This window comes from Streptomyces sp. PT12, assembly GCF_003311645.1.
In the GTDB taxonomy this organism is placed as follows: Bacteria; Actinomycetota; Actinomycetes; order Streptomycetales; family Streptomycetaceae; genus Streptomyces.
Window position 1 is genome coordinate 1 of the sequence record NZ_QEST01000243.1, and the last position, 13,014, is coordinate 13,014.

Below are 13,014 nucleotides of genomic sequence, written 5' to 3' on the forward strand. Positions count from 1 at the left end.
CTGGTGATCGAGCTCACCCGCTGCACCATCGAAAGCTGACGCGCGCGTTCACGCGTGGGGCCGTCCGGCTCCTCGGGGGAGCCGGACGGCCCCGCGGATCGGCCCCGTTCGGCCCTGGGAGCCGAGGGGGCGGGGGCGGAGGGTGGAGCGAGCGCGGGACACAAGGAGGCAACGCCATGAAGCAGCGCATGGTCGGCGGCGTCATGACGCACGACGTCGTCAGGGCCACGCCCAGCACGCCGTTCAAGAGGATCGCCGCCCTGCTCGCCGAGCACCGCGTCAGCGGGCTGCCGATCGTGGACGATGATGAGAAGGTCGTCGGCGTCGTGTCCGAGGCCGACCTCCTGGCGCCGCGGGGCGCGGGGGGCCGGTGGCGCCCTGGGCGTCGGCGCGCCGAGCGCCGGGCGGCGGGGGAGGCGGGCGCCAGGACCGCGGGCGAGCTGATGTCGGCCCCCGCGATCACCGTCCACGCCAGGGACCCCCTCGTCCTCGCGGCCCGCGCCATGGCCCGCCACCAGGTGCGGCGCCTGCCGGTGCTCGACGAGGAGGACCGGCTCGTGGGCATCGTCAGCCGCAGGGACCTGCTGAGCGTGTTCCTGCGGACGGACGCGGAGCTGCGGGCCGAGGTGCTTGACCACGTCATGGCCAGGGCGCTCCTGCTGCCCCCCGGCGCCGTCGAGGTCACCGTCGCCGACGGCGTGGTGACGCTCAGGGGCCGGGTGGAACGCAGCGGCGACGTCCCGATCGCCCTGCGCATGACGGCCCAGACGGACGGCGTGATCGCCGTCGTCAACCGCCTCGCCTACCGCGTCGACGACTCCGGGACCGACAGGGGAAAGAAGCCCACGCGCCGGGTGAACGGACCGCCACGCTGAAAAATCCGGCGAACTCCCGTTCCCGCGATGTCGGCACGGCACGTCGGCAAAGGGGATGCGGCCGATGAGCGAGTGCGTCGTGTGACGCTTCTCGAAGGGGAAAGCGATTCGGGTCGCGGCCTCGGGCGCGGATGCGCGGGATCTCCGATGTGATGCGGCTGTCTGCAATCAGTTGATTGCAGGGGATTATCCCGATGTGCCGCGTGGCCGGAGCGCGCGTCCGCCGGATCTACGCGTGGGGCGAACGACTTTCCTGGAGAGGGTGGAGTTTGCCATGATGTTGCAGGCGCCTTGACCACCGGACTTCTCTCGCCCGAGACGACCGCTATTCGGGCCGGGAGCGGGACACGTTTCGGCGGGTGCACGGTATCTCGGCCATGGGGGGATCTTGCGGCAGTATTCCGAAGCCTGCGTCGGCACGGACACCAGGGAGCCGGACGAGCGGGGGCCCCGAGCGGGGCAGCCGTCGTTCGCCATGCACCGGGTGCTCGACCTGGTGCATGAACGCGAGCCCGCCGTCCCCCGGTTACCCCGGTGCTTCGTCGCCGCTTACGAGAAGCTGGCGGAGGCGCTGGAGACCGAGGCCGATCTGACGCCGCAGGGGCGTTCCGTCACGCTCGACCGGCTCGTGCTCGCCCTGACGAACCAGATCAAGGTGCGCGCTCTTGTGGAGCCCGGGCATGTGAGCGCCGAGCCCGAGGGGTTCCGCCCCGTGGTCATCACCGGACTTCCCGGCACCGGTATCAGGTTCCTCCAGGGCATGCTGAGCCAGCATCCGGAATTCAGCGTTCCCTCCCTGTGGGAGGTTCTTTCGCCGACGGCGGACGGGGCTCCTTGGGCGGAGGCGCGGGAGCCTGCCGATCCATTCGAGGGCGCTCTGTGGAGAGCGCTGTGGCCGTTCTCCGGAGTGCGCGGTCCCGATCTCGGTCGCCCCTACGGTGACCATCTGCTGCTCGGATACTGCTTCTCCTCCTTCTCCGTCGGGCTCGAATACCGGATACCCGGCTATCTCGCCTGGCTCATGAAGCAGGACGCACGGCTTGCCTACACGTTCCACCGGTATGCGCTCGCGGCCATTCTCGACCGGGTGAGCGGGGGGATTCCCCTGCTGGTCAACGAGTTCCACTCGTTCCGGCTCTCCGACCTTCTCCACGCCTATCCCGACGCCCGGATCGTCAGGGTCCACCGCGATCCGCTGGTCTCGCTGTCCCGGCTGGCCGACACGTCCTCGCGCCTGCGCCGCGCCTGGTCGTCCACCGCGGGGTCGCGGGAGGCCGCGGGGGAGTGGGCCGCCTGCATGGCGAGCGCGCTCTCCTCGGGGGAGTGGTACGGCCCCGTGCCGTGGCCAGGGGTCGACGTGCTCGACATGGACTACTCCGAGATCGTCCAGACGCCGCTGCTTGCCGTCCGGCGCATCTGCGAGTTCGCCCGCACGCCCGTGCCGAGCGGCGTCGAGCGGCGCATGTTCCGGGGGTGGAAGCCGACGGTGGCGCCGGACGAACGGCTGCCGGACGGCGAGGGCCCCGGCTTTGACGTCGCGCGGCTACCGGTGTCCTTTCTGCGCGAGCGCGAGAACTACGGGAGTTGGCGATCCGCGCACGCGCGCCAATAGCCCGCCTGTCGAATGCCCGAACTAATCGTTGCATGTTCATGTACTAATGCTTGATCGATGGTACCTTTGGTCAAGGGGGCAGGTTGGGCGAGGGTGCTCGACGGCGTCCGGAGGGTTAGCCATGGTCATGTTGTCTCGCCAGCAGGAACAGGACCTCGGCCTGTGGCGGAATCTCTTCAAGCTGTCTTCCTATGTGGCACAGACGCTCGAACGCAGACTGATGCGTTCGCACGGCATCGGTCTCACCGACTACATGGCCCTCGACGCCATGCGCGAGCGGGAGCCCAAGAGCTACCGGATGCAGGAGCTCGCGGACGAGCTCGGCGTCAACCAGTCGACGCTGAGCCGGGTGGCGACCCGGCTCGAGAAGGGCGCCCTGGTCGAGCGCTACACCAGCGAGCACGACCGGCGCTGCACCATGATCCGGCTGACCGACACGGGCCGCGAGCGGCTTGGCGAGTACACCGACACGTTCAACGCCGAGCTGCACACGGCCCTTGAGATGGCCGCCGTCTCGCCTGACCTGGCCCCGCTGCTGATCAAGATCAGGTCGTGACCGGCCCCCGTCCCGCTCGCCGCGACGCGAGCGGGACGGGGCCGACGGGGGATCGGGCGGGGGGCCGGGCGGGGGGCCGGGCGGGGGCGGCGCGCCGGGTCAGAAGAGCAGGACGACCTTGCCGAGCAGGCCGCCCGCCTCGAAGCGCTCATGGGCGAGGCGCACCTCATCGACCGGGTGGTACGCGGCGACCCTGGTGCGCAGCTCGCCCGCGTCGACGAGGGCGGCCAGCCGGGCCAGCGCCTGGTTGTCCTCCTGGACATAGCTCTTGGCGGCCCCCGGCAGGTCGGGCAGCGGTTCGTCCGAGACGGAGACATACGCGCCGCCCGGCGCCACGGCCGCCGAGACGTCCACGCCCGCGGTGTCCAACGCCCCGTCATAGCTGTCGTGCGGCAGGTTCACCGGCCGGTCGATGACGAGCTCGGCGCCGAGCGCGCGCGCCTCCGCGACGTGCTCGGCCCGGGAGACCAGCGTGTCGACCACGATCCCGGCGTGCCTGGCCAGCTGGATCGCCAGGCCGCCCACGGCGCCGACCCCGCCTGTGACCAGCAGCCGTTGGCCCTCCTTGAGCCGGAGTTTTTCCAGGGCCTGGACGGCGGTGACCCCCGCCAGTGGCAGGGTGGCGGCCTCGGGGAGCGTGAGGGTGGCCGGGGCGTGGGCCACCAGCCTGGCGGGCAGGGAGACCAGCTCGGCCCATGTGCCCAGACCCGTGGCGACCTGCGCGGACATGGCGAACACCCGGTCCCCGACGGCGAAGCCGTCGACCGCACCGCCCACCACGACCCCCGCGGAGTCCCAGCCCAGGGTGGCGGGCGGCTCGATGCCCACGCTCTCCCAGGCGCGGGTCTTCCAGTCCACCGGGTTCAGGGTGCTGGCGACGGTGCGGACCAGCAGCTCCCCCTCGACGGCCTTCGGCTCGGGCACCTCCCGGACGGTGAGGCGCTCGGGGCCACCGTGGGCGTCGATCTGAACGGCTCGCATGGCGGGCGTCCCTTCGTTTGATGCTCGGTCTGTGTGTCTGTGTGTCTGTGTGGCTGTGTGTCTGTGTGTCTGTGTGCGGAGGTGTCGGTCGGCCCGGTCAGGCGGGCGACGCGGGGGACGGCGCCGCGGAGAGCGGCGCGGTCTCCTCGGTGTCGGCCGCGCCCGGCTCGTTCGCCCGGTGCTGGGCGCGCAGCGGCAGGGCGTAGCAGGAGATCAGCAGGCCGAGGCCGCTCAGTACCGCGCCCGCGAGGCCGGTCCAGCGCAGCCCGTCGGCGGCGACGATGACGCCGCCGACCACGGAGCCGAGCGCGGTGGCGAGCTGGAAGGCGCCGACGTTGACGGACACGGCCAACGTGGGGGCCTCGGCGGCGTGCCGCAGGATCAGGCCCTGGAGCGGGGCGATGGTCGCGGTGGCGAGCAGGCCGAGCAGCAGGATCGCGAGCACGGCCGTCGGCTTCCAGGTGATCGCGAAGGGCGTGCAGGCCAGGAGGATCGCCAGGGCGGCGAAGACCCCGCGCAGGGTGGCGGCCGGGGCCCGGTCGGTGAGGCGGCCCGCGATGATGTTGCCGAGGAAGCTGCCCGCGCCGTAGGCGAGCAGCAGGATGGACACCACGAAGGCGGCGAAGCCCGTGATATCCGTGAGCAGCGGCGCGACATAGGTGAAGACGGTGGCCACGCCGGCGAAGCCGACCGCGGTGGTGGCGATGGCGAGCAGCACCGTCCGCTGGGCCATGACGCGGATCTCCGCGCGGGCGCCCGCGGACTCGCCCTCCTGGCGGGGCAGCCACAGCGCGAGCATCGCGGTGCCCACCAGGGACAGGGCGGTCAGCACGACGAACGGCGTGCGCCAGTGGGTCCTCTCGCCGAGCAGGGCGCCGAGCGGCACGCCGAGGAGGGTGGCCACGGTGAGCCCGGACACCACGGCCGCGGTCGCCTTGCCCACCCGGTCGGGTGGGACGACCCGGCTGGCGACCACCAGGGAGAGCGCGAAGAACGCGGCGTGGCTGAGCGAGGAGACGATCCGGCCGAGCAGCAGGATCTCGTAGGTGGGGGCCAGGGCGCTGATGGCGCTGCCCGCCGCGAAGACCAGCATCAGCGACAGGGCGAGCCCCTTGCGCGGCCGCCGCGCTGTCAGCAGCGTCACCAGCGGCCCCCCGATCACCACCCCGAGGCCGTAGGCGGTCACGGTCTGCCCGGCCGCGCTCACGGAGACGTCGAGATCATCGGCGACCTGCGAGAGCAGCCCCGCGATGAGGTACTCGGAGGTGCCGACCACGAAGACCGACACACAGAGCGTGACAAGAATGACGGTGCTTTTCCTCATGCGTGGAAAGCTAGAGTCTGACATCAGTGTGAGAGTCAAGCGGGCGGGCAACCGCCCTGCGAGCCGGAGGAGTTGGCCATGCGGATCGGTGAGATGGTCGCGCGTACGGGCGTCAGCGAGCGCATGCTGCGGTACTACGAGAAGCAGGGGCTGCTCGAGCCCACCCGGATGCCGAGCGGGTACCGCGTCTACCGCGAGCAGGACATCGACACGGTGCGCCGCATCCGCGCGCTCCTGGCGGCGGGGCTGACCACGCAGACCATCGGCCGGGTCCTGCCCTGTGTCAGGGACGAGGGCAGGCGCCTGGTGCCCATCTGCTCCGACCTGGTCGCCGAGCTGCGGGCCGAGCACGAGCGGATCACCCGCGCGATGGCCGACCTCCAGTCCTCCCGCGCCATGCTGGAGAGCGTCATCGAGGGATGGCGGGACCCCGAGGACCAGGCCCTTCCGCTCAGCGCCCGAGCTCCCGCGTGACCCCGGAGGGCTCCGAAGCCCCTGGATTTCAGGGCACGGTGCCGATGGCGACGGTGTTCCCCTCGCTGACCGAGCCGCCAGGGGCGGTCAGCGGGTGGTCGGGCGCCTCGGGGTCGAGAAACGCCTTCCAGTCGCCGTCGAGGCCGAGGGCGATGGCCTGTTCGGCGATCCAGGGCAGGAACGCCCCGCTGCCGCAGCCTGCGTCGAGCACCCGCCAGCCCGGCTCGATGCCCGCCTCGTCGAAGGCCGCGCGGTACGCGTCCGCGCACGCGGCGAAGTGGGCCTCCACGATGTCGGGGTGGGTGAAGCCCAGCCCTGTCGACGCGGTGTGGCCCCACCGCGCGTGGTCCTCGTTCATCCGGCCGCCCCGCCCTTCCCCGCCCCGGCCGCGTGGTGCGGGGCGTGGTGCGGGGCGTGGTGCGCGGCCACCCGGTCGGCCAGGCCGACCAGCTCCGCGGTCACCTCGTCCGGGGCCTCCAGCGGGAGCAGATGCCCCCGTTCGGCGACGTGGACCAGCCGCGCGCGCCCCAGCTCGGCCGCCGAGCGCGCCTCGTCGAGGGAGACCAACGCGTCCTCCGCGCCCACCATGACCACCGTCGGGACGTTCGAGGCGCGCAGGACCACCTGCGCGTTGAGCCTGGCGGCGATGGCGCGCTGCGCCCAGGCGGTGGCCTCGGGGGACGCGGCCTCGGCCATCTCGGCGACGCGCGCGAGCAGTTCGGGGCGGCGCGCGCGGGCGGTGGGCGTCGGCGGCCACCCTCAGGGCGGCGTGCGGCGGCCGCCGGGTGGGAAGGTCGCCCGCCGCACCTCGGCGAGCAGCGCGGGGCCCTCGTCCCCCGACAGCAGCTCGGCGTGCGGGTCGGCGTAGACGCGGCGCCGTGCGCTCTTGTGGCGCCCGTGCTGCCGCTGCCGGTGAAGTACACCTTCGGCGCGTCGGCCGTGAGCAGGTTGGGCTCGCCCGCGGCGGTCCGCTCGATCAGCGGGGCGTGGGCCCGGTAGTCCTGGACGGGGACCGCGGCGCGGAAGTCGTCCGGCGTCCTGATGCCCGCGAAGCCGTGCCGACGGCCGAACAGCGTGCCCGCGTTGGCCGCCAACAGGTCTTCAAGGACCCGCTGTTGGGCGTGCGGCGCGTCGTCGATGGCGGTGCGCGGGGTGTCGCGCTCGGCGATGACCCTGGCCCGGTGGCGTCGGGCGTGCCCGGGATCCGTCCAGTCGGATGGCGCGGTCATCGGGGCAGCACCCCCAGCACGGCGTTCGAGGCCCGTGCCACGCTCGGCTGTTCGGGGACGACGGTGACGGGCAGGTCCTGGACCTCTTCGAGCATGAGCTTGCGCAGCCCCTTCTGGTAGCTGTCGAACGCCGGCCAGTCCGGGCGTTCTCCGAAGTGCTCCAGGGGGTTGAGGCGCGCTCCGCGGCCGGAGCGGAGCCAGGCGGTCCTGGGCGAGACGTCGAGGTGGACCACGGCGTGCGGCCGGGGGAAGGAACGCCACCAGGAGTACATGGGGTTCTCGTCCACGCCGGCGAGCCGGCACTTGGCGAGGATCTTGTAGTAGTAGGAGTCCATGAGCAGGGGGGTGGCCGGGTCCCGCTCGCGCAGCAGGTCCCTGAGGTAGACCACCGCGGTCTGGAGGAAGCAGGCCAGGAACTCCGGCGAGTACGTGGTGCCGAGGCCGGGGAGGACGTCGGTGGCCAGCCGCCCGCGCAGGTCGGCGATGAGGCGGTGGGACTCCCCGAGGAACGTGTCGTCCGTCGAGGCGATCCGCCAGTGCGGCAGCCGGGTGGCGAGGTCGCGCAGCACGGACGACTTCCCCGCGCCGTCGGCGCCGATGAGCACGACGCACGGTGACTCGGTCATGCGCTCCCCACCTCCCCCGCCGCATCAGCGCGTTCGGCGGCCTCGTCCGTGACCTCGACGACGGCGCATGTCCAGCTGAACCCCGCGCCCACGCCCACGAGCAGCGCCCGCTGCCCGGGGCGCAGGCGCCCCGTCCCCAGCAGGTGGGCGAGCCCGGCGACCTGGTCGCCCGAGCCGAGGTGCCCGATGTCGAGGCCGTAGTCGAGGAGCGTGTCGTCGGCGCCGATGCCCAGCGGGTCCACGCACTGCTTGTGGGACAGGTCGGCGCCGAAGAAGGGGACCAGGACCGCCGCCATGTCCGACACGTCGCCGTCGGCGTCCTGCACGCAGCGCTTGACGGCCGTGAGCATCCCCTCGGCGTTGCGGGTGATGGTCTCCGCGACGGGGAAGCCCGCGAGGAACGCCCTCTTGCGCGCGGCCAGGTCGAGCGGGGCCCCTGGCTCCGGGGGATCGTGCAGGTCGTCGCCCCGGTGCAGCCCCTCCAACTCGGGGGCCGAGTAGGTGGCGGTGGCCACCAGGCGCAGGGGCCCCGGGCGGCGGGAGAGCACGGCCGCGGTGCCGCCGTCGCCGAACACCAGGCCCTTGTCCGCGCTCCAGCGGGGGAAGCGCGGCTCGGCGAACCGGTCCCCCGTGGTCACAAGCGCCGCCCTGAGCGCGGGCACGGCGCTGAGGTGGATGGCGGCCGTCTCGATCGCGCACATGCCGCCGTTGGACATCTGCCGGAGCTCCATCGCCGTCACGTCGCCGTGCCCGAGCACTTCGCGCTGGATGTAGGAGGCGACGTTGGAGAACGTCACGCCCTGGTCGTAGCAGTTGGCGTGCAGCAGAAGCCCGATGTCGGTGGGCGGCCTGCCGGAGCGGGCCAGGGCCGCCAGTCCCGCCGCGACGGCCAGGTCGGGCGCGGGCCGAGCGCTGACCCGCGCGGCGCGCTGCCGCGACCTGGCCGCCTCCTCCTCGTCGTAGCGGCCATCGGCCACCGCCCATGATGTCGGCACGGGCTCGCCGAGGCGGGCGGCCACGGCGTCAACGTATATCCCCGTCCACCTCATGGTCGTCCTCCCAAGCCTCGATGCGGAGCGTGCCGGCGTCCGCCCCGTTCCACACGGGCGGCTCGTCCACGGTGACCACGGCCGTGGTCCAGCTGAAGCCGATGCCGACGCCCACGAGCAGCACCTGGTCACCGGGGCGCAGCGCCCCGGACTCCAGGAGATAGGTGAGCCCGGCGAGCTGGTCCCCGCCTCCGATGTGCGACGTGCGGCGCCCCCACTCCCACACCGTGCGCTCGACGCCGATCTTGTAGGGGGCCAAGAACTCCCAACCCAGCAGCTCGCGGCCGACGTTGGGGACCACGACACGGGCCACGCGGTCGAGCGAGGTGTCGGCCTCGGCCAGCGTGCGCTCGGTGTTCGCCAGCAGCCCCGTCACCAGCCGCTCCTCGACGAAGTCGAACCCGACGCGCTTCATGTAGCGGCGCTTGCGGCCCCGCAGGTCCAACGGGGCGCCCGAGCCGTGCGGGACCAGGGTGAACCCGCCGTCCACGTCCCGGTACGCGTCCTCGAGCTCGGGGTCGGACGTGGAGGTCGAGGCCAGCAGCCGGGCGAAGCCGCCGCGCCGCGACAGCAGCAGCCCGGTGGCGCCGTCGGCGAAGACCTGCCCGCTGTCGCTCAGCCAGCGATCGAAGCCGGGCAGCGCGTAGCGGTCGCCCGTGGTGATCAGCACCGCCCGCGCCGCGTCCCTCGCGGCGAGCCAGGAGGCGCCGAGCTCAAGCGCGGCCATGCCGCCGTTGGAGGCGTGGTCGATGCGGATCGCGGGGGCCGAGCCCGCGACGGTGTGGCGTTGGACATAGGAGGCGGGGGTCCAGAAGTCCTCGCCCTGGTGGTACATGGCGGCGTGCAGCACCAACGCCACGTCCTCGGGGGCGTGGCCGCCGCGCGCGATGGCCTGCCGCCCGGCGGCGACCGCCATGTCCACCGCGCTCATGTCGTCGGTGTGGAGCGCGGACAGCAGCTGGTTCTCCGCCAGCTCGTCCGCGGGATAACGCCCCTCGGCGGCGGCCTTCCGCGCGCTCTCGGGGGCGGGCAGATGGGTGCCGAGTCCTGCGATGTACAGGTCGTCCCAGCGCATGACGTCCTTCCGTCCTGATGGGGGTCCTGGCCGATGGGCCGCGGCTCAGGCGGCGGCGCCGCCCTCGTGCCAGGCCGGGCTCGGCCCGAACCTGCGGGCGGTGGTGTGCCGTTCGTAGGGCATGCCGTCGGGCATGTGGAGGATTTCCATCTGGAGGCCCCAGGGCGCCCTGAAGTACATCCACCGGTCGCCGTGGATGGGGCCGCCGTCGTCGATCAGCTGTGGCTCGCCGAGCAGTTCGACGCCGGGGACGGTGCGCAGATGGGCGGCGGCCTCGTCGATGTCGTCCACGAAGAACGCGAGGTGATGCCCCCCGACGTCGCTGTTGAGCGGGAGCCGGGTGCGCTGGTCGGGCACCGTGTAGCGGAACAGCTCGACGTTGGTCACCGGGCCGAGGCGCAGCATGGCCGCGTCCACCTCGATGTCCTGGTGAACGGCGAGCTGGCGTGCGCAGTAGTCGGCGGGGGCCGCGAGCTCCACCCGGTAGAGGAGCCGTCCGCCGAGCGGGCCCGTGAAGAAGTCGATGGCCTGGTCGAGGTCGGGGACGGTGTAGCAGACGTGGTCGACGCCGAGGGTGCCGGGAATGCCACGCCGGGTGGTGAGCCAGCGCCCTTCGGGGCGGTAGAGCCGTTCGGCCGTCTCCTTCTCGTAGGGCAACGCGTCGCTGACCTGCTGGAGCTCCATCTGGAGGCCCCAGGGCGCCGTGAAGTAGATCCAGCGGTTTCCGCTGATCGGTCCTTCGGTGATGTGCTGCACGTCCCCGAGCACGGTGACGCCGGGGACGGTGCGCAGATGGGCGGCGGCCTCGTCGATGTCCCTGACGCCGATGGCGAGGTGGTGGCCGCCGACGTCGCTGTTGCGGGGGAGTTCGGTGCGCTGCCCTGGGGCGGTGTAACGGAACAGCTCGATGTTGGTCTCGGCCAGCCTCAGCAGCGCGATGTGCGCGCTGGCCCTGGGGTGGACGCCGAGCTGGCGCGCCATCCAGTCGCCGTCGTCCCGCACCGGGCCGATGCGGTACAGCTCCTCGGCGCCGAGGACGTCGACGAAGAAGTCGATGGCCTGGTCGAGGTCGGGGACGGTGAAGGCGTGGTGGTCGACATTGCGGGCGGTGGGGATGCCGGTCGTCGTCCGGCCTGGGGCTGAGGTCACGTCAACTCCTCGAGCGGATGGGGCTTGTGTCGGTGCTTCTGTCGGTGCTCCTGGGGCCGCCGCGCGGGATCAGAGCCGGCCCGCGTGGGCGGCGTTGGCCTCGGCGGCCACGAGGCTGAGCCCGCCGTCGACCACGACGGAGGTGCCGGTGGTGTAGCGCGCCTCGGGGGAGGCGAGGTGCCGGATGAGCACCGCGACCTCGTCGGGGGCGCCGGGGCGTCCCACGGGGATGTTGGGCCTGGCGATGGCGGTGACGGGGTGGCCCGGGGGCACCCCGTTCATGGGGGTCGCGGTCTCGCCGGGGGCGACCGCGTTGACGGTGATGCCGTGGGGGGCGAGCTCGACGGCCATCACCCTGGTGAGCATGCCGAGGCCGCCCTTGGAGACGCAGTAGGCGCTGCCGCCGGTGATGGGGATGTGCTCGTGGACGCTGGTGACGTTGATGATGCGACCGCCCCTGCCCTGCTCGACCATCAGCCGGGCGGCGGCCTGGGCGAGCGCGAAGGGGCTGGTGAGGTTGACGGTGAGCACGCGCGACCAAGACGCCAGGTCCTCGTCGACGGCGTGGGCGCGGCGGTTGACGCCTGCATTGTTCACCAGCACGTCCAGGCCCCCGGCGTCGCGCGCCGCCGAGCGCAGCCGGGCCACGGCGGCCTCGGGGTCTCCCAGGTCGAACGCGACCGGCTCGGCCCGCACGCCGTGCGTCTGGGCGAGCTCGGCCGCGAGGTCCCTGGCCGACTTCTCGTTGCCGCCGTACCCGACGAGCACGTCGTGGCCCGCGGCGGCCAGGGCGCGGGCGGTCTCCGTGCCGATGCCGGACGAGGCACCGGTGACGAGGCTGATGCTCCGGGACATGGCGGATCCTTTCGATCGCGGTCGTTGCGGGGAGTGTGGTGCTGGAGTGCGGTGCGGGGAGTGTGGTGCTGGAGTGCGGGGGGCTTCGGGATCGGGAAGCCTTCGGGGATCGGGGCTCAGGCCGCCGTGAGGTCGAGCGTGACCTTGGGCGCGGCGCGGTCGCCGTCCTGGAGCAGGCGGAAGGCGTCGGGTACCCGGCGCAGGGGCACGCGCCGGGCGATCATCCCGTCCGCGGTGAGCGCGCCTTCGGCGAAGAGGCGCAGGGCGCGGTCGTAGTGGTCGAGGCCGTGGCGGACGCCGTGGACGGTGATGCCGCGCAGCGTCAGGTCGCCCACGTCCACGCCGTCGACCAGGTGCCCCGCGACCCCGACCACGGCGATGTCGCCGCCCACGGCCGCGGCGCGCACCGCGTCGTGGAACGCCTCGGGCGCCCCCGACGCCTCCACCACCAGGTCGTAGTGGCCGCCCGGCGCCTGCCCCGGGCGGAAGAGGCGCCGGGCGCCGAACGCGGCGGCCGTGCGCAGGCCGTTCTCCGCCACCCCGACGACGTCGACGGCGCCGGTCAGCCGCGCGACCAGCTGCACCGCGAGGAGCCCGATGGTGCCGGTGCCCAGGACCAGCGCCCGGTCGCCTGCCGAGCGGCCTGTCCTGGCCAGTCCTTCGAGCACCGTCACGGTGGGCTCGACAAGCACCGCCTGCGCGTCGCCGACCTCGTCGGGCACGACGGTCAACGCCCGTGTGGGCATGCGCAGATACTGTGCGGCGGCGCCCTGCTGGCCGTAGAGGCCGACCTCGCGCAGATCGCCGCACTCGTTGCGGCGGCCCCGGTGGCAGGCGCGGCAGCTCCCGCAGGAGATCATGGTGTGGCCGACCACGCGGTCGCCGACCACGGGGCGCCCGGCCGAGGGGGCGTCGGCGTCCTGCGGCGGGAGCGCCACCACGCGGCCCACCCACTCGTGGCCGAACACATGGGGATAGGGCGCCCGCCCGTCCCTGACATAGGTCGCGGTGCCGTGCAGCAGCTCCAGGTCGGTGCCGCACAGGCCCACGAGCAGCGGGGCGATCAGCGCCTCGCCCGCGGCGGGCGCGGGGACGGGCAGCGTGGCCTCCTCGGCCCGGTGCTCCGCGGTGAGGACGGCCGCGCGCATGGTGCCGGTGGGCCAGCCGCCGTCCACGGCGGCGGCGCGGGGGGTGAGCGCGGTCGCCATC

The 13,014-nt window shown here is 73.1% G+C and carries 15 protein-coding genes and 1 pseudogene; 5 read left to right on the forward strand and 11 right to left on the reverse strand.

The genetic code is table 11. The features are described from left to right. The first annotated feature begins 176 nt into the window (after nucleotides 1-176). The 3 genes from DEH69_RS26510 (at nucleotide 177) to DEH69_RS26520 (ending at nucleotide 3,043) form a co-directional block, all read left to right on the forward strand. Nucleotides 177-875 (forward strand): CBS domain-containing protein, encoded by a 699-nt coding sequence (locus DEH69_RS26510; RefSeq protein ID WP_113689520.1) that lies wholly within the window; start codon nucleotides 177-179, stop codon nucleotides 873-875. Nucleotides 876-1,263: 388 nt separating this feature from the next. After that, nucleotides 1,264-2,487 carry a sulfotransferase gene (locus DEH69_RS26515; protein WP_147255875.1) on the forward strand — a complete coding sequence of 408 codons (1,224 nt, stop codon included), beginning with the start codon at nucleotides 1,264-1,266 and terminating at the stop codon, nucleotides 2,485-2,487. A gap of 121 nt (nucleotides 2,488-2,608) precedes the next feature. Continuing rightward, nucleotides 2,609-3,043 carry a MarR family winged helix-turn-helix transcriptional regulator gene (locus DEH69_RS26520; protein ID WP_181727615.1) on the forward strand — a complete coding sequence of 145 codons (435 nt, stop codon included), beginning with the start codon at nucleotides 2,609-2,611 and terminating at the stop codon, nucleotides 3,041-3,043. Between the two features lie 99 nt (nucleotides 3,044-3,142). Here the strand turns inward: DEH69_RS26520 and DEH69_RS26525 are convergent, their stop codons facing one another. Next, nucleotides 3,143-4,024, reverse strand: a complete 882-nt coding sequence (locus DEH69_RS26525; protein WP_113689523.1) for an NADP-dependent oxidoreductase — start codon at nucleotides 4,022-4,024, stop codon at nucleotides 3,143-3,145. 97 nt (nucleotides 4,025-4,121) lie between these two features. After that, nucleotides 4,122-5,348 (reverse strand): MFS transporter, encoded by a 1,227-nt coding sequence (locus DEH69_RS26530; protein ID WP_113689524.1) that lies wholly within the window; start codon nucleotides 5,346-5,348, stop codon nucleotides 4,122-4,124. Between the two features lie 78 nt (nucleotides 5,349-5,426). Between DEH69_RS26530 and DEH69_RS26535 the strand changes: the two genes are divergently transcribed. Beyond that, entirely contained in the window at nucleotides 5,427-5,822 is a 396-nt protein-coding gene (locus DEH69_RS26535) for a MerR family transcriptional regulator (protein ID WP_113689525.1), read from the forward strand. Between the two features lie 28 nt (nucleotides 5,823-5,850). On the opposite strand, the gene DEH69_RS33160 is transcribed toward DEH69_RS26535, so the two are convergent. Beyond that, entirely contained in the window at nucleotides 5,851-6,180 is a 330-nt protein-coding gene (locus DEH69_RS33160) for a methionine biosynthesis protein MetW (protein WP_258534978.1), read from the reverse strand. Continuing rightward, a complete protein-coding gene (locus tag DEH69_RS31805) occupies nucleotides 6,177-6,518 on the reverse strand; it encodes an alpha/beta fold hydrolase (RefSeq protein ID WP_181727625.1) in 342 nt (113 codons plus the stop codon). The genes DEH69_RS33160 and DEH69_RS31805 overlap by 4 nt, the downstream gene beginning before the upstream one ends. A 156-nt stretch (nucleotides 6,519-6,674) precedes the next feature. Here DEH69_RS31805 and DEH69_RS33165 point away from each other — a divergent pair, with 156 nt between their 5' ends. Next, nucleotides 6,675-6,821: a hypothetical protein gene (locus DEH69_RS33165; protein WP_258534989.1), complete on the forward strand. Its 147-nt coding sequence runs from the start codon at nucleotides 6,675-6,677 to the stop codon at nucleotides 6,819-6,821. On the opposite strand, the pseudogene DEH69_RS26550 reads toward DEH69_RS33165, so the two are convergent. From DEH69_RS26550 to DEH69_RS26580, 7 genes and pseudogenes are all read right to left on the reverse strand, one after another. Next, nucleotides 6,773-7,051 (reverse strand): annotated as a pseudogene (locus DEH69_RS26550) (GH3 auxin-responsive promoter family protein); the annotation flags it as partial. The gene DEH69_RS33165 and the pseudogene DEH69_RS26550 sit on opposite strands and share 49 nt — an antisense overlap. Then, nucleotides 7,048-7,677, reverse strand: a complete 630-nt coding sequence (locus tag DEH69_RS26555) for an AAA family ATPase (protein WP_113689526.1) — start codon at nucleotides 7,675-7,677, stop codon at nucleotides 7,048-7,050. The gene DEH69_RS26555 and the pseudogene DEH69_RS26550, both read right to left, overlap by 4 nt. Further along, nucleotides 7,674-8,696 carry a ketoacyl-ACP synthase III family protein gene (locus DEH69_RS26560; RefSeq protein ID WP_258534979.1) on the reverse strand — a complete coding sequence of 341 codons (1,023 nt, stop codon included), beginning with the start codon at nucleotides 8,694-8,696 and terminating at the stop codon, nucleotides 7,674-7,676. Before DEH69_RS26560 ends, DEH69_RS26555 begins: the two co-directional genes overlap by 4 nt. A 4-nt stretch (nucleotides 8,697-8,700) precedes the next feature. Next, nucleotides 8,701-9,801: a ketoacyl-ACP synthase III family protein gene (locus DEH69_RS26565; RefSeq protein WP_113689528.1), complete on the reverse strand. Its 1,101-nt coding sequence runs from the start codon at nucleotides 9,799-9,801 to the stop codon at nucleotides 8,701-8,703. Between the two features lie 45 nt (nucleotides 9,802-9,846). Then, the gene (locus tag DEH69_RS26570; protein WP_113689529.1) at nucleotides 9,847-10,950 is read right to left on the reverse strand and encodes a VOC family protein; all 1,104 of its coding nucleotides are present in this window, start codon (nucleotides 10,948-10,950) and stop codon (nucleotides 9,847-9,849) included. A 69-nt stretch (nucleotides 10,951-11,019) separates the two neighbouring features. Further along, nucleotides 11,020-11,805 carry an SDR family oxidoreductase gene (locus DEH69_RS26575; protein WP_113689530.1) on the reverse strand — a complete coding sequence of 262 codons (786 nt, stop codon included), beginning with the start codon at nucleotides 11,803-11,805 and terminating at the stop codon, nucleotides 11,020-11,022. 116 nt (nucleotides 11,806-11,921) lie between these two features. Further along, nucleotides 11,922-13,013: a zinc-binding dehydrogenase gene (locus DEH69_RS26580; protein WP_113689531.1), complete on the reverse strand. Its 1,092-nt coding sequence runs from the start codon at nucleotides 13,011-13,013 to the stop codon at nucleotides 11,922-11,924. Nucleotide 13,014: the final 1 nt, after the last annotated feature.

Bases quoted from the DNA above. Each gene is read 5' to 3' on its own strand.
- DEH69_RS26525 (WP_113689523.1), bottom strand. From the start codon at position 4,024: ATGCGAGCCGTTCAGATCGACGCCCACGGTGGCCCCGAGCGCCTCACC.
- DEH69_RS26530 (WP_113689524.1), bottom strand. From the start codon at position 5,348: ATGAGGAAAAGCACCGTCATTCTTGTCACGCTCTGTGTGTCGGTCTTC.
- DEH69_RS33160 (WP_258534978.1), bottom strand. From the start codon at position 6,180: ATGAACGAGGACCACGCGCGGTGGGGCCACACCGCGTCGACAGGGCTG.
- DEH69_RS26555 (WP_113689526.1), bottom strand. From the start codon at position 7,677: ATGACCGAGTCACCGTGCGTCGTGCTCATCGGCGCCGACGGCGCGGGG.
- DEH69_RS26580 (WP_113689531.1), bottom strand. From the start codon at position 13,013: ATGGCGACCGCGCTCACCCCCCGCGCCGCCGCCGTGGACGGCGGCTGG.
- DEH69_RS26520 (WP_181727615.1), top strand. From the start codon at position 2,609: ATGGTCATGTTGTCTCGCCAGCAGGAACAGGACCTCGGCCTGTGGCGG.
- DEH69_RS26510 (WP_113689520.1), top strand. From the start codon at position 177: ATGAAGCAGCGCATGGTCGGCGGCGTCATGACGCACGACGTCGTCAGG.
- DEH69_RS26535 (WP_113689525.1), top strand. From the start codon at position 5,427: ATGCGGATCGGTGAGATGGTCGCGCGTACGGGCGTCAGCGAGCGCATG.
- DEH69_RS31805 (WP_181727625.1), bottom strand. From the start codon at position 6,518: ATGGCCGAGGCCGCGTCCCCCGAGGCCACCGCCTGGGCGCAGCGCGCC.
- DEH69_RS26575 (WP_113689530.1), bottom strand. From the start codon at position 11,805: ATGTCCCGGAGCATCAGCCTCGTCACCGGTGCCTCGTCCGGCATCGGC.
- DEH69_RS26565 (WP_113689528.1), bottom strand. From the start codon at position 9,801: ATGCGCTGGGACGACCTGTACATCGCAGGACTCGGCACCCATCTGCCC.